Raw genomic sequence first — 24,347 nt, 5'->3', positions numbered from 1 at the left:
TTCCCTCAATGGTTAACCGGCGACGTGCAGCGCGACCAGGATCAGGTCGATCAGTTTGATGCCGACGAACGGCACCAGCAGACCGCCGACCCCGTACAGCCACAGGTTGCGGCGCAGCAGGGCCGCGGCGCTCATCGGTTTGTAGCTCACCCCTTTCAACGCCAGCGGGATCAGGAACACGATCACCAGGGCGTTGAAGATCACCGCCGACATGATGGCGGAGGCGGGGGAGTGCAGGTGCATCACGTTCAGCGCGTTCAGCTGCGGATAGGTGGCCGCGAACGCCGCCGGAATGATGGCGAAGTACTTGGCCACGTCGTTGGCGATGCTGAAGGTGGTCAGCGAACCGCGCGTCATCAGCATCTGTTTGCCGATATGCACCACTTCGATCAGCTTGGTCGGGTTGGAATCCAGATCGACCATGTTGCCCGCCTCTTTGGCGGCCTGGGTGCCGGAGTTCATCGCCACCGCCACATCGGCCTGCGCCAGCGCCGGGGCGTCGTTGGTGCCGTCGCCGGTCATCGCCACCAGACGGCCTTCCGCCTGATATTGGCGGATCAGCGCCAGCTTGGCTTCCGGCGTGGCTTCCGACAGGAAGTCGTCCACCCCGGCTTCGGCGGCGAGCGCCGCCGCGGTCAGCGGGTTATCGCCGGTGATCATCACCGTTTTGATGCCCATCTTGCGCAGCTCATTGAAGCGTTCCTTGATGCCGCCCTTGACGATATCCTTCAGCGCCACCACGCCCAGCACCCGGGCGCCTTCCGCCACCACCAGCGGCGTGCCGCCGGTGCGCGCCACGCTTTCCACCAGATCGTCCACCGCCCGCGGGAAGTGGCCCTGATTGGATTCGACGTGACGGCGAATGGCGTCCACCGCGCCTTTGCGGATCATGCGCTCCTGCACGTTGACGCCGCTCATGCGGGTCTGGGCGGAGAAGGGCACGAAGGTGGCGTTCAGCGCCTGCAGATCGCGCTCGCGCAGGTTAAAGCGCTGTTTGGCCAGCACCACGATGCTGCGGCCTTCCGGCGTTTCATCCGCCAGCGAAGCCAGCTGCGCGGCGTCCGCCAGCTCTTGCTCTTTCACGCCCGGCGCCGGCAGGAACTCCGAAGCCTGACGGTTGCCCAGCGTGATGGTGCCGGTTTTATCCAGCAGCAGCACGTCCACATCGCCAGCGGCTTCCACCGCGCGGCCGCTGGTGGCGATCACGTTGGCGCCGAGCATGCGGCTCATCCCGGCCACGCCGATGGCGGACAGCAGGCCGCCGATGGTGGTGGGGATCAGGCAAACCAGCAACGCGACCAGTACGGTGATGGTGACCACGCTGCCGCTGCCGGCCGCCTCGACGCTGTATTGCGAGAACGGGAACAGGGTGGCGGTGGCCAGCACGAACACGATGGTCAGCGCCACCAGCAGGATGGTTAAGGCGATCTCGTTCGGCGTTTTGCGGCGCTTGGCGCCTTCCACCATGGCGATCATGCGATCGAGGAAGGTTTCCCCCGGGTTGACGCTGCACTGCACCACCAGCCAGTCGGACAGCACGCGGGTGCCGCCGGTGACCGAGGAGAAGTCACCGCCGGATTCGCGGATCACCGGCGCGGATTCGCCGGTGATGGCGCTTTCATCCACCGAAGCGCCGCCTTCCAGCACTTCGCCGTCGCACGGGATGGTATCGCCGGCTTCCACCAGCACGATATCGCCTTTGCGCAGGCTCTCGGCGGCCACTTTCTCCGTGGCGCCGTCACGGCGCGGGCCGGCCAGCTTTTTCGCCCAGCTGGTTTTCTTGGTGCCCTTCAGGCTTTCCGCCTGGGCTTTGCTGCGGCCTTCGGCCAGCGCTTCGGCGAAGTTGGCGAACAGCACGGTGAACCACAGCCACAGGGAGACGCTGCCGGTAAAGGCGGCGGCGCCGTCGGTTTGGCCGGTGAGGATCGCCAGCCAGATGGCGGTGGTCAGCAGGCTGCCGATATACACCACGAACATCACCGGGTTGCGCCATTGAACGCGAGGGTCCAGTTTTTTCACCGCATCGATCAGCGCGGTGCGCACCAGAGCCGGTTCAAACAGCGCGCGTTGTTTGCGAGTCATCTCTTATTCTCTCTCTGACGTCGGTTAGTTTGCCAACCAAAGCTGCAAATGCTCGGCCACCGGGCCCAGCGCCAGCGCCGGCACGAAGGTCAGCGCGCCCACCAGCAGCACGGTGCCGATCAGCAGGCCGATAAACAGCGGCCCATAGGTTGGCAGGGTGCCGTTGCCCGCCGGCTGGCGTTGCTTGGCGCTCAGCGAACCGGCGATCGCCAGCACCGGCAGGATCACCCCGAAGCGGCCGACGAACATGGCGAAGGCCAGCAGCAGGTTGTAGAACGGCGTATTGACGCTCAATCCGGCGAAGGCGCTGCCGTTGTTGTTGGCGGCGGAAGACAGGGCATACAGCACTTCGCTGAAGCCGTGGGCGCCCGGGTTGAGGATGCCGGCGCGGCCAGCGTCGGTGCCGATGGCCAGCGCGCTGCCCAGCAACACCAGCGTCGGCGTGACCAGGATCGCCAGTGCGGTCATCTTCATGTCGTAAACGTCGATTTTCTTGCCCAGGTATTCCGGGGTGCGGCCGATCATCAGGCCGGCGATAAACACCGTCAGCAGCACGAACAGCAGCATGCCGTACAGGCCGGAGCCGACGCCGCCGAACACCACTTCACCGATCTGCATCAGCCACATTGGCACCATGCCGCCCAGCGCGGTGAAGGAGTCGTGCATGGCGTTGACCGCCCCACAGGACGCGGCGGTGGTCACCACCGAGAACAGGCTGGTGGCGAGAATGCCGAAGCGCGACTCTTTGCCTTCCATATTGATGTTGCTGTCGGCGCCCAGCGCGCTCAGGTGCGGGTTGCCCGCCAGCTCGGCGACCATCACCACCACCACCGCCACCACGAAGATCAGCGCCATCGCCCAGATCAGCGCATGGCCCTGGCGGTTTTCACCGGCCAGCTGGCCGAAGGAGAAGCACAGCGCGCAGGGGATCAGGAAGATGGCCAGCATCTGCACGAAGTTGGTCAGCACGGTCGGGTTTTCGAACGGGTGCGCCGAGTTGGCGCCGAAGAACCCCCCGCCGTTGGTGCCGAGCATCTTGATCGCTTCCTGCGAGGCGACCGGCCCCATCGGCAGCGTCTGCTGCGCGCCTTCGAGCGTGGTGACGTGCAGGTAAGGCAGGAAGTTTTGCAGCGTGCCCTGGCTGACGAAGAACAGGGCGATCGGCAGCGCGATCGGCAGCAGCACATACAGCGTGATGCGGAACAGATCGGCCCAGGCGTTGCCGACGGTCTTGCCGGCGCGGCGGGTAAAGGCGCGGATCAGCGCAAAGGCCACGGCGATGCCGGTGGCGGCGGAGACGAAGTTCTGCACCGCCAGCCCGGCCATCTGGCTGAAATAGCTGAGGGCGCTTTCGCCGCTGTAGGCCTGCCAGTTGGTGTTGGTGACGAAGCTGACGGCGGTGTTGAGCGCCAGATCCCAGGAGAGGCCCGGGAAGCCCTGCGGGTTGAGCGGCAGCGAGCCCTGCGTCATCAGCAGGGCGAACAGCAGCGCCAGGCCGAGCAGGTTGAACGCCAGGATCGCCAGCGCGTACTGCCACCAATTCATCTCGGTGGCGCGGATGCCGCAGGCGCGCCAGACGCCGGCTTCCACTGCGCGCAGCGCAGGCAGCGGCTCACCTTCGATCAGGCGCGCCATAAAACCGCCCAGCGGCCGGGCCAGCAGCAGAAGCACCAGCAGGAAGCTGGCGATCAGTAAAAAGGCTGAAGCCGCCATCAGAAATCCTCCGCGTTAAACAGGGCGTAGACCAGATAGGCCAACAGCAGCAGGACCAACAGCGCACCACCAATAACGCTGAAACTCACGGGACACCTCCAGAGGTGTTGTTTTTGATAGAGGCAGTGTAGGGAGAGGGGTAGAAAGAAGATGAAAAAATCGCGCGGGCAGGTGTAAAAAAAGTATAAAAATGGCTGAAATTTCAGCGGAAATTGGCCGTTTCAGGCAGCCTGCTTGCGGCGAGATTGCGCCTGATGTGTGAATAAGCCGGGGCTGAGGCGTGGGATGAAGAACCGAATAATAACCACAATGTAACCCATGTTTAGTTAAAAATTAACTTGATTGTAACAAAATTACGAATCACTGCGGTGATTAGCGATTTTTTGTGCGATTTAGTGGTCGGATGAGTAGTAAACTTTCATCAAGTGCGCTAAAATTTTGTCCAGTTACCAAATTACCGATTGTTCATTTGATACGCCGACGCCGTTTTCCCTGACAAATCAACGGCAGGCGTTTTTAAGGAGGTTCGCATGTCTACGACCTATCACGCTTATTCACTGCATCGGATTCTCCTGCGCCGCAGCGCAGTGGTTATCGCGGGCATTTTAGCCCTGCCGGTGATGCTGTTCCGCAGCGATCGCGGGCGTTTTTACAGCTACCTGCACCGCGTCTGGTCAAAAACCAGCGACAAGCCGGTCTGGCTGCAGCAGGCGGAACTGGCGTCCTGCGACTTCTACTGAGTCACTGCCGACTCACGAACAACCCTCGCCCTGCGGCGGGGGTTTTTTTATGCCCCGAGCCCGCTGCCGTCAAGCGCAAGGTCGTATTTGGCAAGCCATTCTTCTACACTTTCCTCAATCGGCTAACAACGCGGGAGAGCGGTATGAGCGACAAGATCCCTATCGGCATCAGCGCCTGTTTACTGGGCGAGACGGTGCGTTTCGACGGCGGCCACAAGCGGTTGGCCTTTGCGGTGGAACAGTTGGCGCCCTATGTGCGCTTTGAGCCCGTTTGCCCGGAAATGGCGATCGGCCTGCCCACGCCGCGCCCGGCGCTGCGCCTGGTGAAACAGACGCAGCCCTGGCCGGCGATGCGCTATAGCAACGACGCGAGCGTGGATCTGACCGAGGAGATGCGCAGTTTCTCCGCGCAGCGCGTGGCCGCGTTGCAGCACCTGTGCGGTTATATTGTCTGCGCCAAGTCGCCGAGCTGCGGCCTGGAGCGGGTGCGGGTCTACAGCGAGAACGGCAAGGACTCGCGTAAAAACGGCGTCGGGCTGTTTACCGCCGAACTGCTGCGTCAGATGCCGTGGCTGCCGGTGGAAGAAGACGGACGATTGCAGGATGCGGCATTGCGGGAAAACTTCATTGAACGGGTGTACGCGCTGTATGAGTTGAATATGCTGTGGCGCCAGGGGCTGACCCGCGGCGGGCTGATCGCGTTTCACAGCCGCTACAAGCTTTCACTGCTGGCGCATTCGCAGCCGGCTTATCGCGAGCTGGGGCGCTTCGTCGCCGATATTCACCGCTGGGACTCGCTGGAGGCCTTCGCCGTGGAATACCGCAGCCGCCTGATGGCGCTGTTGGCGCACAAAGCGACGCGCCGCAACCATACCAACGTGCTGATGCACGTGCAGGGGTACTTCCGCCGTCAGCTCAGCGCGGCGCAGCGCCAGGAGCTGGCGCACCTGATCGACCGTTATCGGCAGGGCATGCAGCCGCTGCTGGCGCCGATCGCGCTGCTTAAGCATTACATGGCGGAATACCCCGACAGTTATCTGGCGGAACAACGCTATTTCGAACCTTACCCGGAGGCGCTGCGTTTGCGTTACGGCCATTGATTGACAAGGAGTTTTATGACCACGCATCTGGTCTGGTTGCGTAACGATCTGCGTATCACCGACAACAAAGCGCTGCACGCCGCCTGCAGCGTTCCCAAAGCCCGGGTGCTGGCGGTGTTTATCGCCACCCCGCAGCAGTGGCGGCAGCATGAGATGGCGCCGCGGCAGGCGGCGCTGATCCACGCCAGCCTGCGGGCGGTACAGCAGGCGCTGGCGCAAAAGGGCATTGCGCTGCATTGCCATGCCGGCACGGACTTTGCCGCGTCGATCGACTGGTTGGCGGAGTATTGCCGGCGAGAGCAGGTGGACGCGCTGTTTTACAACCGCCAGTACGAACTGAATGAACGGCGACGCGATGCGCGGCTGGAGCAGCAGTTGAATGGACGGGTAACGTGCCACGGTTTTGATGACAGCCTGCTGTTGCCGCCGGGCAGCGTGCTAACCGGCGGCGGCGAGATGTACAAGGTTTATACGCCGTTTCGCAACGCCTTTATTCAGCGCCTGACTGAGTCCGACGTGAGCTGCCTGCCGGCGCCGAAGATCCGTGCCGATGGCGCGTTGCCAGCGCCTGAAGCGCCGGCGGCGTTCGATTATCCCGCGGCGGACATCGGGAATGACTATCCCGCCGGCGAGGAGGCCGCGCTACAGAGGCTGCGCGCCTTTTGTCGTGAGCAAGTGCAGGATTACCTTCGCCAGCGCGATCTGCCCGCCATCGCCGGCACCAGCAGCCTGTCGCCTTATCTGGCGATCGGCGCGCTGTCGCCGCGCCAGTGTTTTAACCGCCTGCGCGCCGAATGCCCGCAGCTGCTGGAAGATCGCGAGAGCGGCGCTTTCGCCTGGCTGAACGAGCTGATTTGGCGCGAGTTCTACCGCCATCTGCTGGTGGCCTATCCCGAGCTGTGCCGCCATCGGCCGTTTATCGCCTGGACGGACAAAGTGCGCTGGTGCGATGACGCGGCGAAGCTGCAGGCCTGGCAGCGGGGCGAGACCGGCTATCCGATCGTCGATGCCGCCATGCGCCAGCTGAACGCTACCGGCTGGATGCATAACCGGCTGCGCATGATCAGCGCCAGTTTCCTGGTGAAGGATCTGCTGATCGACTGGCGGGCCGGGGAGCGCTATTTCATGTCGCAACTGCTGGACGGGGATCTGGCGGCCAACAACGGCGGCTGGCAGTGGGCGGCTTCCACCGGCACCGACGCCGCGCCGTATTTCCGCATCTTCAACCCGACCACCCAGGGTGAACGTTTTGATCCACAAGGCACTTTTATCCGTAAATGGTTGCCGGAACTGGCGGATGTGCCCGACAATGACATCCATCATCCCCACCGTTGGGCGGAAAAGCAGCCATGCGTGCTGAATTACCCGCTGCCGATCGTCGATCATAAGCAAGCCCGCCTGGAGACGCTGGCGGCGTTCGAGGCGGCGAAACGGGGAGAGTCTTGAGGCAACTGCAAGGAGCGACGCAATGATGAAAAAGGTGCTGGCCCTGTGCCTGAGCGGCTATTCCGCGCTGGCGATCGCCGGCTTTGACGTGGTGGCGCTGGGCGTCGACGGCGGCGTCAGCGACGGCAACCTGACTTCCTACCTGATCCGCAGCGACAATCAGCCGCAGTATGTGGCGCTGGACGCCGGTTCGCTGCTGCCGGGCATCGCCAAAGGGCTGGAGAAGGGCAGCTTCCCGCAGGTGACGCCCGAGCTGGCCGCGCCTTATACGCCGCAGGGCTACGTGTTTCGGCAGTTGATCGGCAGCTACTTTATCAGCCACGGCCATCTGGACCACGTGGCGGGGCTGATCGTCGGCTCGCCGGAAGACAATAAAAAAACCGTTTACGCCCAGGCGGACACCGTGCTGACCCTGCGCAACCATTACTTTAACTGGAAGGCCTGGCCGAACTTTACCGATGCCGGCAACGGTGCGCGGCTGGGCACCTACCGGCTGCAAACGGTGCGGCCGCAGCAGCGGTTTACCCTCGGACTGACCGGGTTGACCGGCGTGATGTATCCGCTCAGCCACGATCGCTACCCGTCGTCGATGCTGCTGATTTCCAACGGCAACGAGTTCTTCGCCTATTTCGGCGATACCGGGCCGGATAAGGTGGAGCAGTCGCGCGATCTCGATACCGTCTGGCGCGTGCTGGGGCCGCTTGTCGAGCAGAAAAAGCTCAAGGGCATGATTATCGAAACCTCTTACCCCAACGGGGTGGAGGACAAACATCTGTACGGCCATCTGACGCCGGCCTGGCTGCTGAAGGAGCTGAAGAACCTGACGCAGTACAGCGGCGGTGAAGGCTCGCTGAACGGTCTGCCGGTAGTGATCAGCCACATCAAGCCCAGCTTGAAGCAGGGCGAAGACACGCGCGCCGCCATTGCGCAGCAGCTGGCGCAGGGCAACGATCTGGGGGTGAAATTCATCCTGATGGCGCAGGGCGACCGGCAGACATTTTGACTATGAAGAGAGAAGAGAATGCGTAACCTCGATCTGGAACAACTGATCAACACGGAACTGAACGCCGCGGCGTTTCAGGACTACGCCCCCAACGGTTTGCAGGTAGAGGGGCGTGCGCATGTACAGCGCATCGTGACCGGCGTCACCGCCTGTCAGGCGCTGCTGGACGCCGCGGTGGCGCATCAGGCCGACGCGATTATCGTGCATCACGGCTATTTCTGGAAAAACGAGGCACCGGCGGTGCGCGGCATGAAGCGCAACCGCCTGAAAACGCTGTTGACCCACGACATCAACCTGTACGGCTATCATTTGCCGCTGGACGCGCATCCGGTGCTGGGCAACAACGCGCAGCTGGCGCAGGCGCTGGGCATTCGGGTGATTGGTGAAATCGAGCCGCTGGTACCGCACGGGGAATTCGAACAGCCGCTGACCGGCGAAGCGCTGCAACAGCGCATCGAAAGCCGGCTGGGGCGCGCGGTGCTGCACTGCGGCGATAACGCGCCTGAGCATATTCGCCGGGTGGCCTGGTGCACCGGCGGCGGTCAGGGCTTTATCGACAGCGCGGCGCGCTTCGGCGTCGATGCGTTCATCAGCGGTGAAGTCTCTGAGCAGACCATTCACAGCGCGCGCGAAATGGGCGTGCATTTCTTCGCCGCCGGTCACCACGCCACCGAGCGCGGCGGCGTGAAGGCGTTGGGGGACTGGCTGGCCCAGCACCACGGCTTTGATGTGACCTTTATCGATATCCCGAATCCCGCCTGATCTTTTTCTTCCCCGGATCCAGCCCGGCCTGCGCGCCGGCTGAATCCTTTTACCGCGCTATTTCCTTATTTTCCTTATGGTTGCGTTCTATTGACAGCCGGGGCCGCGTCACGCATAACTGGTGTGTTTTTCAGCGCGATAATAAGGAGAATAAGGGTGCAACAAGCACGTTATTACCTGTTGGGTGAAAGAGCGGTAGTGCTTGAACTGTCGCCGCCGGTGACGTTACCGAGCCAGCAGCGCATTTGGGCGCTGGCGGAAAAGCTGAATCACCATCCCGACGTGCGGGAAGTGGTGCCGGGGATGAATAACCTGACGCTGCTGCTGCATACGCCGCAGGCCGACGCCGAAGCGATGCTGGCATTGCTGCAGCAGGGGTGGGAGAGCAAAGAGCGCCTGACGCCGGAATCGCGTCAGGTGGATATTCCGGTTATCTACGGCGGGGAACAGGGCCCCGACCTGGATGAGGTGGCGCGTCATACCGGCATGACGCCGCAACAGGTGGTGGAATGCCACGCGGCGGCGGCCTATGTGGTCTATTTCCTCGGCTTTCAGCCGGGCTTTTCCTATTTGGGCGGCATGCCGGAACAACTGGCGACGCCGCGCCGCGCTGAACCGCGTCTGGCGGTGGCGGCCGGCTCCGTCGGCATCGGCGGCGGCCAGACCGGCATCTATCCGCTGGTGACGCCCGGCGGCTGGCAGCTGATTGGCCGCACGCCGCTGGCGCTGTTCAATCCGCATGAAATGCCGCCGACGCTGCTGCGCCCGGGCGATAGCGTACGCTTTGTGCCGCAGAAGGAGGGCGTATGCTGATTATTCTGCGCGCCGGCATCTATACCACGGTGCAGGATTTGGGCCGTGAAGGATTTCGCCGTCTGGGCATCAGTACCGGCGGCGCGTTGGATCAACCGGCGCTGAAGATCGCCAACCTGCTGGTGGGCAACGCGCCGGAGGCCGCCGGGCTGGAGATCACGCTCGGCCAGTTCAGCGCCGAGTTTACCCGTCCCGGCTGGATCGCCCTGACCGGCGCCGGCTGCGACGCGCAGCTGGACGGTAAGCCGCTGTGGACCGGCTGGCGCTACCCGGTGAAAAAGGGGCAGCGTCTGGTGCTGGGCACGCCGAAGCGCGGCATGCGCAGTTATCTCGCGATCGCCGGCGGTATCGCCGTGCCGGAAATGCTGGGCTCGCGCAGCACCGACATGAAAGCCGCTTTTGGCGGGTGCGAGGGGCGTAATCTGAAGGACGGCGATCGGTTGCCGCTGGGTAAATCCGCCGCTGAACCGCAAACCCGCTGTGGCGTGAAGCAGTTGCTGTTCACCAATCGCATCCGTGCGTTGCCGGGGCCGGAGTACGCCGAATTCAGCGAAGAGGCGCAAGATACGTTTTGGCGCGCCGCCTGGCAGCTCAGCCCGCAGAGTAACCGCATGGGCTACCGTTTGCACGGCGGCACGCCGCTGGCTCGCACCACCGACAGAGAGATGCTGTCGCACGGCCTGATGCCCGGCGTGGTGCAGGTGCCGCACAACGGCCAGCCGATCGTGCTGATGGCCGATGCGCAAACCACCGGCGGTTACCCGCGCATCGCCTGCGTGATCGAAGCCGATCTTTACCATTTGGCGCAGATCCGTCTCGGCGAACCGATCCATTTCGTGCTCTGTTCACTGGCCGAGGCGCAGCGCGCCAAGGCCGAGCAGGATCTTTTCCTTCGACAGATTGCCTGGGGGTTACATGATCGTTGATTTGAACGCCGATCTCGGCGAAGGCTGCGCCAACGACCAGGCGCTGTTGCAATTGGTGAGCTCGGCCAACATCGCCTGCGGCTTCCACGCCGGCGATGCGCAGACCATGCGTCAGTCGGTGCGCTGGGCATTGCAGTACGGCGTGGCGATCGGTGCCCACCCGAGTTTTCCCGATCGGGAGAATTTCGGCCGCACCCGCATGCAGCTGCCGCCGGAAACGGTGTACGCGCAGGTGGTGTATCAGCTCGGGGCGCTGGCGGCCATCGCCCGCGCCGAGGGCGGGGTGATGGTGCACGTTAAGCCGCACGGCATGCTGTACAACCAGGCGGCGGTTGAGCCGGCACTGGCAGAAGCCATCGCCCGGGCGGTGCAGGCGGTCGATCCGGCGCTGCGGCTGGTGGGGCTGGCCGGCAGCGAGCTGATCCGCGCCGGGCAACGGCTCGGTCTGACCACCCGGCAGGAGGTGTTCGCCGATCGCGGTTATCAGGCCGACGGCACGCTGGTGCCGCGCGGTTTGCCGGGGGCGTTGATCGAGGATGACGAACAGGCGCTGGCGCAAACGCTGGAGATGGTGCGCCATCACCGGGTGCGCAGCGTGGATGGCGTCTGGGCCCCCGTACAGGCGGAAACCGTCTGTCTGCACGGGGACGGCGAGCATGCGCTGGCGTATGCGCGCAAGCTGCGTGACAGTTTTGTTCAACAGGGGATCCGCGTCAGCGCGGAGCAGTAAAGCCGTAAAGCAAGACACAACATCACAAGCAAAAAACTATTAGAAAATATCGAGGGAAGACTATGGAACAGGCCGTGAATCTCTGGCCACTGATCGGCATCGCCGCTATCGTGGTCGGGTTTGTATTGCGTTTCAATCCGGTGCTGGTGGTGATCGCCGCCGGCATCATCACCGGTCTGGCGGCGCTGATGCCGCTGGACGTCATTCTGGAAAAGCTCGGTGAGGGCTTTCTCAACACCCGTAACCTGCCGCTGATCCTGCTGCTGCCGCTGGCGGTGATCGGCCTGCTGGAGCGCCACGGGTTGAAAGAGCGGGCGCAGGCGTGGATCGCCAGGATCAAAAGCGCCACCGCCGGCCGTTTGCTGATCGTATACCTGTTCGTGCGCGAGATCACCGCGGCGATGGGGTTGACCAGCCTGGGCGGGCACCCGCAGATGGTGCGGCCGCTGCTGGCGCCGATGGCGGAAGGAGCGACGGAAAACCGTTACGGCGAGCTGCCGGAGCGCACCCGCCACCGCCTGCGCGCCATGTCGGCCGCTACCGACAACGTCGGGCTGTTCTTCGGCGAAGATATCTTCGTGGCCTTCGGCGCGATCATCTTCATGCACAACTTTATGCTGGAGTCCGGCGGCATTCAGACCGAGCCGCTGCATATCGCGCTGTGGGGCATTCCGACCGCCATTTTCGCTTTCCTGATCCACGCCTTCCGGCTGTATCGGATGGATAAACAGCTGAGTGCCGAGCTGGCGCAGCTGAATCAGGCGGCGCTGCAGGCGAAGGGGGAAGCACGATGAACTTCCAGCAACAATATCTCTACTGGCTGGCCGGCGCGGTGCTGCTGATTGTGGCGGTGATGTCCTTCCGCGATCGCGCCAACCCGCGCCGCATCACCACCGGGCTGTTTTGGGGGCTGTACGGCCTGGTGTTCCTGGTCGGCGACTGGACTTACCGCCTGCTGGGCGACGTGCTCGGCGAAGGCAGCAACGAGAAACGCATGCTGCACATCATCGTTGGCGTGGTGGTGGTGGTGATGGCCCTGATCGCCGGCTTCGGCGGCGTGCGCCTCGGCAGCTATCATCAGCGAACGCCGCAGGAGCGCGAGGCCAGCGCCAAGCGCCTAGGCAACAAGCTGTTTATCCCCGCATTGGCGATCCCGGTGGTGACGGTGATCGGCGTGCTGCTGTTCAACAATATTCCGGCGTTGCAAAGCGCGGTGTTCGGCAGCGGTAACCATGCGACGCTGATCACCCTGTTCTCTATGACCGTCGGCTGCCTGATCGGCCTGGCGATCGCGGTGAAAATGACCCATGAGAAGGCGTTGCAGCCGGTGCAGGAAGCGCGGCGCCTGCTGGATTCGATCGGCTGGGCGTTCATTCTGCCGCAGATCCTCGCCACGCTTGGCCTGCTGTTTACCGTCGCCGGCGTCGGCACCGCGATCTCGCATTTGACCCAGGAGTATCTGGCGGTGGATAACCGCTTTATCGCCGTGGCGGTCTACGCTATCGGTATGGCGGTGCTGACCATGGTGATGGGTAACGCCTTCGCCGCGTTCCCGATCGTCACCGCCGGCATCGGCATTCCGATCCTGGTGCTGCAGCACGGCGGCAACCCGGCGGTGATGGCGGCGATCGGCATGTTCTCCGGCTATTGCGGCACCCTGATGACGCCGATGGCGGCGAACTTCAACATTGTGCCGGCGGCGCTGCTGGAGCTGCCGGACAAGAATGCGGTGATCAAGGCGCAGGTGCCGACCGGCGTGCTGCTGCTGTTGGTTAACGTGTTCCTGCTGTATTTCCTGATGTTCCTGTAGGAGTAAGGATGCAAAAAGTATTGATTACCGGCTTTGAGCCGTTTGGCGGCGAGCGGCTCAACCCTTCCTGGGAAGTGGTGAAGCAGCTCAATGATATGGAGCTGGTGGGTACGCGCATTGTGGCGCGCCAGCTGCCGTGCGTGTTCGGCGCGGCGCTGGAGGCGCTCAATGCGGCGATCGACGAGGTGCAGCCGGTGATGGTGCTGGCTGTCGGCCAGGCCGGCGGCCGCACCGACATCACGATTGAACGGGTGGCGATCAACGTCGACGACGCACGTATCCCCGATAATCAGGGGCAGCAGCCGGTGGATGAGCCGATCGTCGCCGGCGGCCCGGCGGCCTATTTCAGCACCTTGCCGATCAAGGCGATGGTCAGCTCGATGCGCGAGGCCGGCATTCCGGCCTCCGTTTCGCAGACCGCCGGCACCTACGTGTGCAACCATGTCATGTACGGCCTGCTGCACCGGTTGAGCGGCCAGCGCGAGGTGAAGGGCGGGTTTATTCATATCCCGTACCTGCCGGAACAGGCGGCGGCGCACCCCGGCGCACCGAGCATGGCGGCCTCGACGGTGCTGTTTGCGCTGGAGCTGGCCGTTTCCATCGCGTTGCAGGTGGAACACGATCTGAAAGTGGCGGGCGGCGCAACGCATTAATCAAGAGAATCCCCGGCGCATCGGGCTGCGCCGGGTCTATGTAAGGAGTGGTCTATGCCGGAAGGACCGGAGATCCGCCGGGCGGCGGACAAACTGGCGGCGGCGGTGATCGATCAGCCGCTGACCGCCGTCGATTTCGCTTTTCCTCAGCTGAAACATTATCGCCAGCGTTTGCTCGGCGAGCGCATCGTCGCCATCGAGCCGCGCGGCAAGGCGCTGTTGACCCACTTTTCCAACGGGCTGACGATGTACAGCCATAACCAGCTGTACGGCGTGTGGAAAGTGGCGGCGGCGGGGGAGACGCCGGAGACCAAGCGCGATCTGCGGGTGCGGCTGGAAACCGCCCACCGCGCGATATTGCTCTACAGCGCTTCCGACATTACCGTCGGGCCGCGCGAGGAAATAGAGCAACACCCGTTTTTGCAACGCATCGGCCCTGACGTGTTGGACATGTCGCTGACGGTAGACGATGTGGTGGAGCGGTTGCTGACGCCGCGTTTTCGCCGCCGGCAGCTGAGCGGCATGCTGCTCGACCAGGCGTTTCTCGCCGGATTGGGCAACTATCTGCGCGCCGAAATCCTGTGGCAGGCCGAGTTGGCGCCGCAGCACAAACCACAGGATCTGGCGCCAGAGGCGCTGCGCCACCTGGCGGAGGCATTGCTGGCGGTGCCGCGCCTTTCCTACCAGACGCGCGGGCAGGCGGATGACAACCGCCATCACGGCGCGCTGTTTCGCTTCAAGGTGTTTCATCGCAGCGGCGAGCCCTGTGAGCGCTGCGGTGGGATGATCGTGCGCACCGAGCTGTCGTCGCGGCCGTTTTATTGGTGCCCGGGCTGCCAGAAATAAGCAAAAAAAAACGCCGCCCGAAGGGGCGGCGCTGTGCGGTTTCAGCCGGGGAAGCGGCTTACTTGGTTTTCAGCTGGGATTTGAAATCACGCTCGGCATAGCCGGTGTACAGCTGACGCGGACGGGCAATTTTGATGCCTTCGTCGTGCATTTCGTTCCAGTGGGCGATCCAGCCGATGGTGCGCGCGATGGCGAAGATCACGGTGAACATGGAAGAAGGAATGCCCATCGCCTTCAGGATGATGCCGGAGTAGAAGTCGACGTTCGGGTACAGTTTCTTCTCGATGAAGTACGGGTCGTTCAGCGCGATGTGTTCCAGCTCCATCGCCACCTGCAGCAGGTTGTCGTCCTTCTTGTTCAGCTCTTTCAGCACTTCGTGACAGGTCTCGCGCATCACGGTGGCGCGCGGATCGTAGTTCTTGTACACGCGGTGGCCGAAGCCCATCAGGCGGAAGGAGTCGTTCTTGTCCTTGGCGCGCTTGATGAATTCCGGAATGTGCTCGACGGTCTTGATCTCTTCCAGCATTTTCAGCGCCGCTTCGTTGGCGCCGCCGTGCGCCGGCCCCCACAGGGAGGCGATGCCGGCCGCGATGCAGGCGAACGGGTTGGCGCCGGAAGAGCCGGCGGTGCGCACGGTTGAGGTAGAGGCGTTCTGCTCATGGTCGGCGTGCAGGATCAGGATGCGATCCATGGCGCGTTCCAGCACCGGGTTCACCACGTACTCTTCGCACGGGGTGGCGAACATCATGTGCAGGAAGTTGCCGGCGTAGGACAGATCGTTGCGCGGGTAAACGAACGGCTGGCCCAGGGAGTATTTGTAGCACATCGCGGCCACGGTCGGCATTTTGGACAGCAGACGGAACGCGGTGATTTCACGGTGACGCTCGTTGTTGACGTCCAGCGCATCGTGGTAGAACGCCGCCAGCGCGCCGGTCACGCCGCACAGCACCGCCATCGGGTGCGAGTCGCGACGGAAGCCACGGAACAGATGGGTGATCTGGTCGTGGATCATGGTGTGGCGGGTCACGGTGGTCTTGAAGGTTTCGAACTCTTCCGGCGTTGGGGTCTCGCCGTACAGCAGGATGTAGCACACTTCCAGGTAGGAAGATTCTTTCGCCAGCTGCTCGATAGGGAAGCCGCGGTGCAGCAGCACGCCTTTGTCGCCGTCGATGAAGGTAATCTTGGATTCGCAAGAAGCGGTGGAGGTAAAGCCGGGATCAAATGTGAAATAACCTTTGGAACCCAGAGCGCGGACATCGAGGACATCGGGGCCCAGTGTCGGTGTCAATACGCCCAGTTCGATCGGAGCTTCGCTGTCGTTAATGGTTAGCGTCGCTTTCTTATCAGTCATTTACTGTCTCCTTAGCGCCTTATTTTAAAAACCACTAACAACTGAAATACCTTAAATCTCTGCAGGTTGCCCGCAAAAAAATGGTGCGGACGCTAACTCTGTGAGCGACTGCGCAACTGTGCGCGGGTAGGGTACAGAGTGCTGACCAGGCGAACGAGACGGGTGACCAGTTGTTAACGATTCATAGTAATTCGTTATAGTCTGTTAATCTTACCTATGAGCTGTTCGAAGAGATGTGAACCTATCCCAATAATCTGTTTTTGTGTGCTTTATTTGCTTTAGACGCCGGCAAACTCGAGCGGGAAACAACGGCTATTGGGATAGGTTCGCCAAATACACTGTTGCATAACTCGAACCCGGGAGGAAGTGTATCTGCTGACCCATAGCGCATCATAGGACCGTTTGTGCCCCTATATGTAATGGAAATGTTGATCTCTTGTCAAATCAGATAATTAATTTTGCACTAATTGTGAAATCCGTGATCTGAATCACTGTTCGGGGGAAATGTTATCAAAGCGGTTGTATGAGAATTGTAATCAGAATGTGATCCTCCTATACTGCCGCCAGGTCTCCGGATTACCCTGAAGTAGGAGCACCCAGCGTTATAAATGCGCGCCGTTTGAGCACAGAGGATGTTGATGTTTGAGCGCGTGACGTGTAAGGGTTTTAGGCTCTTAACGCTGTCTGATCCCCGCCCAGGCCCGGAGGAAGGAAAATAATAAGAGCTGTGTGGGCAAATACGTGAAAAAACAACGACCTGTCAACTTGGATCTGCAAACGATCCGGTTCCCCGTAACTGCGATAGCGTCTATCTTACACCGAGTCTCTGGCGTAATTACCTTCGTTGCCGTGGGTATCCTCCTCTGGCTGCTGGGCCTGTCACTCTCTTCCCAAGAGGGGTTCCTGCAGGCGGCCGCCATCATGAATAGCTTCATCGTCAAATTCATATTCTGGGGCATCCTCACGGCGCTGGCCTATCACATTTGCGGTGGCATCCGTCACTTGTTAATGGATTTTGGCTACATCGAAGAGAGTTTGGCCGCCGGCACCCGTTCCGCCCAGGTGGCGATCGGTCTGACCGTCGTGCTGTCAGTTCTGGCTGGAGTCCTCGTATGGTAAACAACGTTTCTGCATTAGGGCGCAACGGCGTGCACGATTGGCTGCTGCTGCGCGCTTCCGCTATCATCATTACCCTGTACGTCCTGTATATCCTGGGCTTTTTCGTCACGGCTCCGGAACTCACTTATGACATCTGGCGCGGTTTCTTCGCCACTTCCATTACGAAAGTGTTCACTCTGCTGACCCTGCTGTCGATTCTGGTGCACGCCTGGATCGGGCTGTGGCAGGTGCTGACGGACTACGTCAAGCCGCTGGCGGTTCGCCTGGTGTTGCAGCTGGCTGTCGTGGTCGCGTTGCTGGTCTATTTACTGTACGGAACAATCGTAGTGTGGGGTGCTTAAATGAAACTGCCAGTCAGAGAGTTTGATGCCGTCGTAATCGGCGCCGGCGGTGCGGGCATGCGTGCCGCGCTGCAAATTTCCCAAGCGGGCTCGACCTGTGCCCTGCTGTCCAAAGTTTTCCCGACCCGTTCCCATACCGTGTCTGCACAGGGCGGCATCACCGTCGCGCTGGGCAACAGCCACGAGGACAACTGGGAATGGCATATGTACGACACGGTGAAAGGTTCCGACTATATCGGTGACCAGGACGCCATCGAATATATGTGTAAAACCGGCCCGGAAGCGATTCTGGAACTGGAACACATGGGGCTGCCGTTCTCTCGTCTGGACGACGGCCGCATCTATCAGCGCCCGTTCGGCGGCCAGTCGCTGAACTTCGGCGGCGAGCAGGCGGCACGTACCGCAGCCGCAGCCGACCGTACCGGCCATGCGCTGCTGCACACCCTGTATCAACAGAACCTGAAAAACCACACCACCATCTTCTCCGAGTGGTATGCGCTTGATCTGGTGAAAAACCAGGACGGCGCGGTGGTCGGCACCACGGCTATCTGCATCGAAACCGGTGAAGTGGTTTACTTCAAAGCCAAGGCCACCGTGCTGGCGACCGGCGGCGCTGGCCGCATTTACCAGTCCACCACCAACGCCCACATCAACACCGGCGACGGTGTCGGCATGGCGCTGCGCGCCGGCGTGCCGGTGCAGGACATGGAAATGTGGCAGTTCCACCCGACCGGCATCGCCGGCGCGGGCGTGCTGGTGACCGAAGGCTGCCGCGGCGAAGGCGGCTACCTGCTGAACAAGCACGGCGAGCGCTTCATGGAGCGTTATGCGCCGAACGCCAAAGATCTGGCGGGCCGCGACGTGGTTGCCCGTTCGATCATGATCGAAATCCGCGAAGGCCGCGGCTGCGACGGTCCTTGGGGCCCGCACGCCAAGCTGAAGCTGGATCACCTGGGCAAAGAGGTGCTGGAATCCCGTCTGCCGGGCATTCTGGAACTGTCCCGCACCTTCGCGCACGTCGATCCGGTGAAAGAGCCGATCCCGGTTATCCCAACCTGTCACTATATGATGGGCGGCATTCCGACCAAGGTGACCGGCCAGGCGCTGACCGTGAACGAGAAAGGTGAAGACGTGGTGATCCCGGGGCTGTTCGCCGTGGGCGAAATCGCCTGCGTATCGGTGCACGGCGCCAACCGCCTGGGCGGCAACTCGCTGCTGGATCTGGTGGTGTTCGGCCGTTCCGCCGGCATGCACCTGCAGGAATCGCTGGAAGAGCAGGGCGTGAGCCGTGACGCCAGCGACTCCGACGTGGAAGCCTCGCTGGATCGTCTGAACCGTTGGAACAACACCCGTTCCGGCGAAGACCCGGTCGAAATTCGCAAAGCGCTGCAGTCTTGCATGCAGCACAACTTCTCGGTATTCCGCGAAGGCGATGCGATGGCCAAGGGCCTGGAAGAACTGAAAGTGATCCGTGAACGTTTGAAGAACGCACGCCTGGACGATACCTCCAGCGAGTTCAACACCCAGCGCATCGAATGCCTGGAGTTGGATAACCTGATGGAGACCGCGTATTCCACCGCCGTGTCGGCCAACTTCCGTACCGAGAGCCGTGGCGCGCACAGCCGCTTCGACTATCCGGAACGCGATGACGCCAACTGGCTGTGCCATTCGCTGTATCTGCCGCAATCGGAAAGCATGACGCGCCGCGAAGTGAACATGCAACCGAAGCTGCGCCCGGCATTCCCGCCGAAAGTGCGTTCTTACTAATTGCGGAGATCGACAGATGAAACTCGAATTTTCCATTTATCGCTACAACCCGGATGTCGACGATGCCCCGCACATGCAGGACTACACCCTGGAAGCGGAAGAAGGCCGTGACATGATGCTGCTGGATGCGTTGATCCAGCTGAAAGAAAAAGACCCGACCCTGTCGTTCCGTCGCTCATGCCGCGAAGGCGTGTGCGGTTCCGACGGCCTGAACATGAACGGTAAAAACGGCCTGGCGTGCATCACTCCGGTTTCGTCGCTGCGCAAAGGCAACGGCAAGATCGTGATCCGTCCGCTGCCGGGCCTGCCGGTGGTGCGCGATCTGGTGGTGGATATGGGGCAGTTCTACACCCAGTATGAAAAGATCAAGCCTTACCTGCTGAACGACGGCAAGAACCCGCCGGCGCGCGAGCACCTGCAGTCGCCGGAGCAGCGCGCCAAGCTGGACGGTCTGTACGAGTGCATCCTGTGCGCCTGCTGCTCGACCTCTTGCCCATCGTTCTGGTGGAACCCGGACAAGTTCATCGGCCCAGCCGGTCTGTTGGCGGCGTATCGCTTCCTGATCGACAGCCGTGACACGGAAACGCAAGAACGTTTAGATGATCTGGACGACGCTTTTAGTGTTTTCCGCTGCCATAGCATTATGAATTGTGTCAGTGTATGTCCTAAAGGCTTGAACCCGACGCGTGCGATCGGGCATATCAAGTCCATGCTGCTGCAACGCGGCGCATAAACGGAATGAGATGCTGCGCCGGGCTCTTTTTCCGGCGCACGTCCCATAGGGGAGGGAACCTCTAAAAACTGACCCGCGGCTGCGGCGCTATGCAGCCTGGTTCTTCCGCCGGTTTTTAGAGGTTCCTTGTAAGGGACCGCAAGGTCCATAACAGAACGTATCGGGCCGACATGGCCGCAAGTACGTCGAGTGAACCGTTTTACGGCAAACCGTATTCATCACGGTAATTATGTTAACCACGGCGAAAACTAAAGCTTCAAAGCTTAAGGGATCATGATGCAGAACGGCGCAATGAAGGCCTGGCTGGATTCCTCCTATCTGGCGGGCGCGAACCAGTCTTACATAGAGCAGCTCTATGAAGACTTCTTAACCGATCCGGGTTCCGTTGAAGATAGCTGGCGTTCCATTTTTCAACAGCTACCAACCGCGGGTGTCAAACCCGATCAGCTTCACTCTCAAACGCGCGATTACTTCCGCCGCCTGGCGAAAGACTCCGCGCGCTACAACACCACCATCACCGATCCGGAAACCGACGCCAAACAGGTCAAGGTACTGCAGCTGATCAACGCCTTCCGCTTCCGCGGGCATCAGCATGCCAACCTCGATCCGCTCGGCCTGTGGCAGCGCGAGCAAGTTCCTGACCTTGATCCCGCTTACCACAACCTGACCGAAGCCGATTTCCAGGAAACCTTCAACGTGGGCTCTTTCGCCATCGGCAAAGAAACCATGAAGCTGGGCGATCTGTACGCCGCGCTGAAGCAGACCTATTGCGGGTCGATCGGCGCTGAGTACATGCACATCACCAACACCGAAGAGAAACGCTGGATCCAGCAGCGCATCGAGTCGGTGGTGGGGCGCGCCAGCTTTACCGCCGACGAAAAACGCCGTTTCCTGAACGAGCTGACCGCGGCGGAAGGCCTGGAGCGCTACCTGGGCGCCAAATTCCCGGGCGCCAAACGCTTCTCGCTGGAAGGCGGCGACGCGCTGGTGCCGATGCTGAAAGAGATGGTGCGCCACGCCGGCAAGAACGGCACGCGCGAAGTGGTGTTGGGCATGGCCCACCGCGGCCGTCTGAACGTGCTGATCAACGTGCTGGGCAAAAAGCCGGCCGATCTGTTCGACGAATTCGCCGGCAAGCATAAAGAACACCTCGGCACCGGTGACGTGAAATATCACCAGGGCTTCTCCTCCGACGTGGAAACCGAAGGCGGCATGGTTCACCTGGCGCTGGCGTTCAACCCGTCGCACCTGGAGATCGTCAGCCCGGTGGTCATGGGGTCGGTACGCGCCCGTCGCGATCGTCTGGACGAAGCGCGCAGCAACATGGTGCTGCCGATCACCATCCACGGCGACGCCGCCATCACCGGCCAGGGCGTGGTTCAGGAAACCCTGAACATGTCTCAGGCTCGCGGCTACGAAGTGGGCGGCACCGTGCGCATCGTCATCAACAATCAGGTTGGTTTCACCACCTCCAACCCGCTGGATGCGCGCTCTACCGAATACTGTACCGACATCGCCAAAATGGTTCAGGCACCGATCTTCCACGTTAACGCGGACGATCCGGAAGCCGTGGCCTTCGTCACTCGCCTGGCGTTGGATTTCCGTAACACCTTTAAGCGTGACGTGATGATCGATCTGGTCTGCTACCGTCGCCATGGGCACAACGAGGCCGACGAGCCGAGCGCCACCCAGCCGGTGATGTATCAGAAGATCAAGAAACACCCTACGCCGCGCAAAATCTATGCTGACGTTCTGACCGAACAGAAAGTGGCCAGCCTGGAAGATGCCACGGAAATGGTCAACCTTTATCGTGATGCGCTCGACCGCGGCGATTGCGTGGTTGAAGAGTGGCGTCCGATGAACCTGCACTCCTTCACCTGGTCGCCGTACCTGAACCACGAGTGGGACGAAGAGTACCCGAGCAAGGTTGAGATGAAGCGCCTGCAGGAGCTGGGCCGCCGCATCAGCACCGTGCCGGAAGCGATCGAAATGCAATCGCGCGTGGCGAAAATCTACGCGGACCGCGCCGAGATGGCCGCAGGCAACAAGCCGTTCGACTGGGGCGCCGCCGAAACGCTGGCTTACGCCACCATGGCGGATGAAGGCATTCCCATCCGCATCTCCGGCGAAGACGCCGGCCGCGGCACCTTCTTCCACCGTCACGCGGTGGTGCACAACCAGAAAAACGGTTCGGTCTATGTTCCGCTGGCGAACATCCACAGCGGCCAGGGCGAATTCAAGGTCTGGGACTCCGTGCTGTCTGAAGAAGCGGTGCTGGCGTTCGAATACGGCTACGCTACGGCGGAACCGCGCACGCTGACCATCTGGGAAGCGCAGTTCGGCGACTTCGCCAACGGCGCACAGGTCGTTATCGACCAGTTCATCAGCTCCGGCGAGCAAAAATGGGGCCGTATGTGCGGCCTGGTGATGCTGCTGCCGCACGGCTATGAAGGCCAGGGCCCTGAGCACTCTTCCGCGCGTCTGGAACGCTATCTGCAGCTGTGCGCAGAGCAGAACATGCAGGTGTGCGTCCCGTCTACGCCGGCGCAGGTTTACCATATGCTGCGTCGTCAGGCGCTGCGCGGTATGCGCCGTCCGTTGGTGGTGATGTCACCGAAGTCGCTGCTGCGTCACCCGCTGGCGATTTCTTCGCTGGACGAGCTGGCTAACGGCACCTTCCTGCCGGCGATCGGCGAGATCGACGACTTGGATCCGAAAGCGGTCAAGCGCGTCGTGCTGTGCTCCGGCAAGGTCTACTACGACCTGCTGGAACAGCGTCGCAAGAACGAGCAGAAAGACGTGGCCATCGTGCGCATCGAGCAGCTGTATCCGTTCCCGCATCAGGCCGTGCAGGCCGTGCTGGAGCAATACTCGCACGTGCATGATTTCGTCTGGTGTCAGGAAGAGCCGCTGAACCAGGGCGCCTGGTACTGCAGCCAACACAACTTCCGTGAAGTGGTGCCGTTCGGGGCTTCTTTACGTTACGCAGGACGTCCGGCCTCCGCTTCTCCGGCGGTGGGCTATATGTCCGTACACCAGAAGCAGCAGCAGGCTCTGGTGAACGACGCGCTGAATATTGACTAATGTTCGCTCGCTTGCCGGCCGAGGGGTCGGCAAGCAGATGATAAAAAACTTAAGGGAAAGCTAAATGAGTAGCGTAGATATTCTGGTTCCTGACCTTCCTGAATCGGTTGCCGATGCGACCGTAGCCACCTGGCACAAAAAACCGGGCGACAGCGTGCAGCGTGATGAAGTCCTGGTTGAAATCGAAACCGACAAAGTGGTGTTGGAAGTGCCGGCCAGTGAAGCGGGCATTCTCGATGCTATCGTGGAAGAAGAGGGTGCGACCGTGCTGTCTCGCCAGCTGCTCGGCCGCATCCGCCCAGGCGACAGCTCCGGCAAACCGACCGCCGAGAAGAGCCAGGAGAAAGAGTCCACGCCTGCACAGCGCGCGACCGCGAGCCTGGAAGAAGAAAGCAATGACGCGCTCAGCCCGGCGATTCGCCGCCTGATCGCCGAACACGACCTCGATGCCGGCGCCATCAAAGGCACCGGCGTGGGTGGCCGCATCACCCGTGAAGACGTGGAAGCGCACCTGGCCAAAGGCGGCGCCGCCGCCAAACCGGCCGCCGCCGTTGAAGCCGCACCGCAGCCGGCTCTGGCCGGCCGCAGCGAAAAACGCGTGCCGATGACCCGCCTGCGCAAACGCGTCGCCGAGCGTCTGCTGGAAGCGAAGAACAGCACCGCGATGCTGACCACCTTCAACGAAATCAACATGCAGCCGATCATGGATCTGCGCAAGCAGTACGGCGAAGCCTTCGAGAAACGCCACGGCGTGCGTCTGGGCTTCATGTCCTTCTACATCAAGGCGGTGGTTGAAGCGCTGAAGCGCTTCCCGGAAGTGAACGCGTCGATCGACGGTTCCGACGTGGTTTACCACAACTACTTCGACATCAGCATCGCGGTTTCTACCCCGCGCGGCCTGGTGACGCCGGTACTGCGCGATGTAGACGCCATGAGCATGGCTGACATCGAGAAGAAAATCAAAGAGCTGGCCGTTAAGGGCCGCGACGGCAAACTGACCGTGGAAGAGCTGACCGGCGGTAACTTCACCATTACCAACGGCGGCGTATTCGGCTCCCTGATGTCCACCCCGATCATCAACCCGCCGCAGAGCGCCATCCTGGGCATGCACGCCATCAAAGATCGCCCAATGGCGGTCAATGGTCAGGTGGTGATCCAGCCGATGATGTATCTGGCGCTGTCTTATGACCACCGCCTGATCGACGGTAAGGAATCCGTCGGTTATCTGGTGACGGTCAAAGAGATGCTGGAAGATCCGGCTCGTCTGTTGCTGGACGTCTAGTAACCCTTGCCGCTGTCTCTTATACACATCTGACGCTGCCGACGAT

22 protein-coding genes are annotated in these 24,347 nt (G+C 61.6%); 18 read left to right on the top strand and 4 right to left on the bottom strand.

The window, feature by feature from the left end; all coding sequences use genetic code 11:
• Positions 1 to 12: 12 nt before the first annotated feature.
• From kdpB to MMS95_RS24280, 3 genes are read right to left on the bottom strand one after another with little or no spacing between them, the layout of a single operon-like run.
• Entirely contained in the window at positions 13 to 2,082 is a 2,070-nt protein-coding gene (gene kdpB / locus MMS95_RS19725; RefSeq protein WP_242142131.1) for a potassium-transporting ATPase subunit KdpB, read from the bottom strand.
• 24 nt (positions 2,083 to 2,106) lie between these two features.
• On the bottom strand, positions 2,107 to 3,795 hold the full coding sequence (gene kdpA / locus MMS95_RS19720) for a potassium-transporting ATPase subunit KdpA (RefSeq protein ID WP_060558780.1): 1,689 nt from the start codon (positions 3,793 to 3,795) through the stop codon (positions 2,107 to 2,109).
• The gene (locus MMS95_RS24280; protein ID WP_016928742.1) at positions 3,795 to 3,884 is read right to left on the bottom strand and encodes a K(+)-transporting ATPase subunit F; all 90 of its coding nucleotides are present in this window, start codon (positions 3,882 to 3,884) and stop codon (positions 3,795 to 3,797) included. The genes kdpA and MMS95_RS24280 overlap by 1 nt, the downstream gene beginning before the upstream one ends.
• 441 nt (positions 3,885 to 4,325) lie before the next feature.
• Between MMS95_RS24280 and MMS95_RS19710 the strand changes: the two genes are divergently transcribed.
• From MMS95_RS19710 to nei, 12 genes are all read left to right on the top strand, one after another.
• Positions 4,326 to 4,535, top strand: a complete 210-nt coding sequence (locus tag MMS95_RS19710) for a YbfA family protein (RefSeq protein WP_004939916.1) — start codon at positions 4,326 to 4,328, stop codon at positions 4,533 to 4,535.
• 143 nt (positions 4,536 to 4,678) lie between these two features.
• Positions 4,679 to 5,635, top strand: coding sequence for a DUF523 and DUF1722 domain-containing protein (locus MMS95_RS19705; protein ID WP_033633915.1), 957 nt, complete (start codon positions 4,679 to 4,681; stop codon positions 5,633 to 5,635).
• 15 nt (positions 5,636 to 5,650) lie between these two features.
• Positions 5,651 to 7,081 (top strand): deoxyribodipyrimidine photo-lyase, encoded by a 1,431-nt coding sequence (phrB, locus tag MMS95_RS19700; protein ID WP_242142129.1) that lies wholly within the window; start codon positions 5,651 to 5,653, stop codon positions 7,079 to 7,081.
• Positions 7,082 to 7,103: 22 nt separating this feature from the next.
• On the top strand, positions 7,104 to 8,084 hold the full coding sequence (locus MMS95_RS19695) for an MBL fold metallo-hydrolase (protein ID WP_076740480.1): 981 nt from the start codon (positions 7,104 to 7,106) through the stop codon (positions 8,082 to 8,084).
• A gap of 18 nt (positions 8,085 to 8,102) precedes the next feature.
• Positions 8,103 to 8,846 carry a type 2 GTP cyclohydrolase I gene (locus tag MMS95_RS19690; protein ID WP_004939910.1) on the top strand — a complete coding sequence of 248 codons (744 nt, stop codon included), beginning with the start codon at positions 8,103 to 8,105 and terminating at the stop codon, positions 8,844 to 8,846.
• Between the two features lie 156 nt (positions 8,847 to 9,002).
• Entirely contained in the window at positions 9,003 to 9,659 is a 657-nt protein-coding gene (gene pxpB / locus MMS95_RS19685; RefSeq protein ID WP_015376968.1) for a 5-oxoprolinase subunit PxpB, read from the top strand.
• On the top strand, positions 9,653 to 10,585 hold the full coding sequence (gene pxpC, locus MMS95_RS19680; RefSeq protein ID WP_015376969.1) for a 5-oxoprolinase subunit PxpC: 933 nt from the start codon (positions 9,653 to 9,655) through the stop codon (positions 10,583 to 10,585). The genes pxpB and pxpC overlap by 7 nt, the downstream gene beginning before the upstream one ends.
• Positions 10,575 to 11,315, top strand: a complete 741-nt coding sequence (gene pxpA / locus MMS95_RS19675; protein ID WP_033633909.1) for a 5-oxoprolinase subunit PxpA — start codon at positions 10,575 to 10,577, stop codon at positions 11,313 to 11,315. Before pxpC ends, pxpA begins: the two co-directional genes overlap by 11 nt.
• Before the next feature lie 62 nt (positions 11,316 to 11,377).
• Positions 11,378 to 12,109, top strand: coding sequence for a DUF969 domain-containing protein (locus MMS95_RS19670; RefSeq protein WP_015376970.1), 732 nt, complete (start codon positions 11,378 to 11,380; stop codon positions 12,107 to 12,109).
• On the top strand, positions 12,106 to 13,125 hold the full coding sequence (locus tag MMS95_RS19665) for a DUF979 domain-containing protein (RefSeq protein ID WP_004939900.1): 1,020 nt from the start codon (positions 12,106 to 12,108) through the stop codon (positions 13,123 to 13,125). The genes MMS95_RS19670 and MMS95_RS19665 overlap by 4 nt, the downstream gene beginning before the upstream one ends.
• A gap of 8 nt (positions 13,126 to 13,133) precedes the next feature.
• Positions 13,134 to 13,778 carry a pyroglutamyl-peptidase I gene (pcp, locus tag MMS95_RS19660; protein WP_049186579.1) on the top strand — a complete coding sequence of 215 codons (645 nt, stop codon included), beginning with the start codon at positions 13,134 to 13,136 and terminating at the stop codon, positions 13,776 to 13,778.
• A gap of 54 nt (positions 13,779 to 13,832) precedes the next feature.
• The gene (nei, locus tag MMS95_RS19655; protein WP_015376972.1) at positions 13,833 to 14,624 is read left to right on the top strand and encodes an endonuclease VIII; all 792 of its coding nucleotides are present in this window, start codon (positions 13,833 to 13,835) and stop codon (positions 14,622 to 14,624) included.
• A gap of 58 nt (positions 14,625 to 14,682) precedes the next feature.
• On the opposite strand, the gene MMS95_RS19650 is transcribed toward nei, so the two are convergent.
• Complete coding sequence (locus tag MMS95_RS19650) at positions 14,683 to 15,975, bottom strand: citrate synthase (RefSeq protein WP_004939895.1); 1,293 nt, start codon at positions 15,973 to 15,975, stop codon at positions 14,683 to 14,685.
• 729 nt (positions 15,976 to 16,704) lie between these two features.
• Between MMS95_RS19650 and sdhC the strand changes: the two genes are divergently transcribed.
• The 6 genes from sdhC to odhB all read left to right on the top strand — a co-directional run bounded on the left by sdhC (position 16,705) and on the right by odhB (position 24,301).
• Positions 16,705 to 17,094: a succinate dehydrogenase cytochrome b556 subunit gene (gene sdhC, locus MMS95_RS19645; protein ID WP_004939893.1), complete on the top strand. Its 390-nt coding sequence runs from the start codon at positions 16,705 to 16,707 to the stop codon at positions 17,092 to 17,094.
• Positions 17,088 to 17,435, top strand: a complete 348-nt coding sequence (sdhD, locus tag MMS95_RS19640; protein ID WP_004939891.1) for a succinate dehydrogenase membrane anchor subunit — start codon at positions 17,088 to 17,090, stop codon at positions 17,433 to 17,435. The genes sdhC and sdhD overlap by 7 nt, the downstream gene beginning before the upstream one ends.
• The gene (gene sdhA, locus MMS95_RS19635) at positions 17,436 to 19,202 is read left to right on the top strand and encodes a succinate dehydrogenase flavoprotein subunit (RefSeq protein ID WP_015376974.1); all 1,767 of its coding nucleotides are present in this window, start codon (positions 17,436 to 17,438) and stop codon (positions 19,200 to 19,202) included.
• A 16-nt stretch (positions 19,203 to 19,218) separates the two neighbouring features.
• Entirely contained in the window at positions 19,219 to 19,935 is a 717-nt protein-coding gene (locus tag MMS95_RS19630) for a succinate dehydrogenase iron-sulfur subunit (RefSeq protein WP_015376975.1), read from the top strand.
• Positions 19,936 to 20,211: 276 nt separating this feature from the next.
• The gene (sucA, locus tag MMS95_RS19625; protein WP_015376976.1) at positions 20,212 to 23,019 is read left to right on the top strand and encodes a 2-oxoglutarate dehydrogenase E1 component; all 2,808 of its coding nucleotides are present in this window, start codon (positions 20,212 to 20,214) and stop codon (positions 23,017 to 23,019) included.
• Between the two features lie 64 nt (positions 23,020 to 23,083).
• Entirely contained in the window at positions 23,084 to 24,301 is a 1,218-nt protein-coding gene (gene odhB, locus MMS95_RS19620) for a 2-oxoglutarate dehydrogenase complex dihydrolipoyllysine-residue succinyltransferase (RefSeq protein ID WP_033633906.1), read from the top strand.
• Positions 24,302 to 24,347 lie beyond the last annotated feature (46 nt).

The sequence above is a fragment of the Serratia sp. PGPR-27 genome, from assembly GCF_022678525.1.
Taxonomy (GTDB): Bacteria; Pseudomonadota; Gammaproteobacteria; order Enterobacterales; family Enterobacteriaceae; genus Serratia; species Serratia nematodiphila.
Note: the sequence above shows the minus strand (reverse complement) of the source record. Positions and strands in the feature narration are given on the sequence as shown.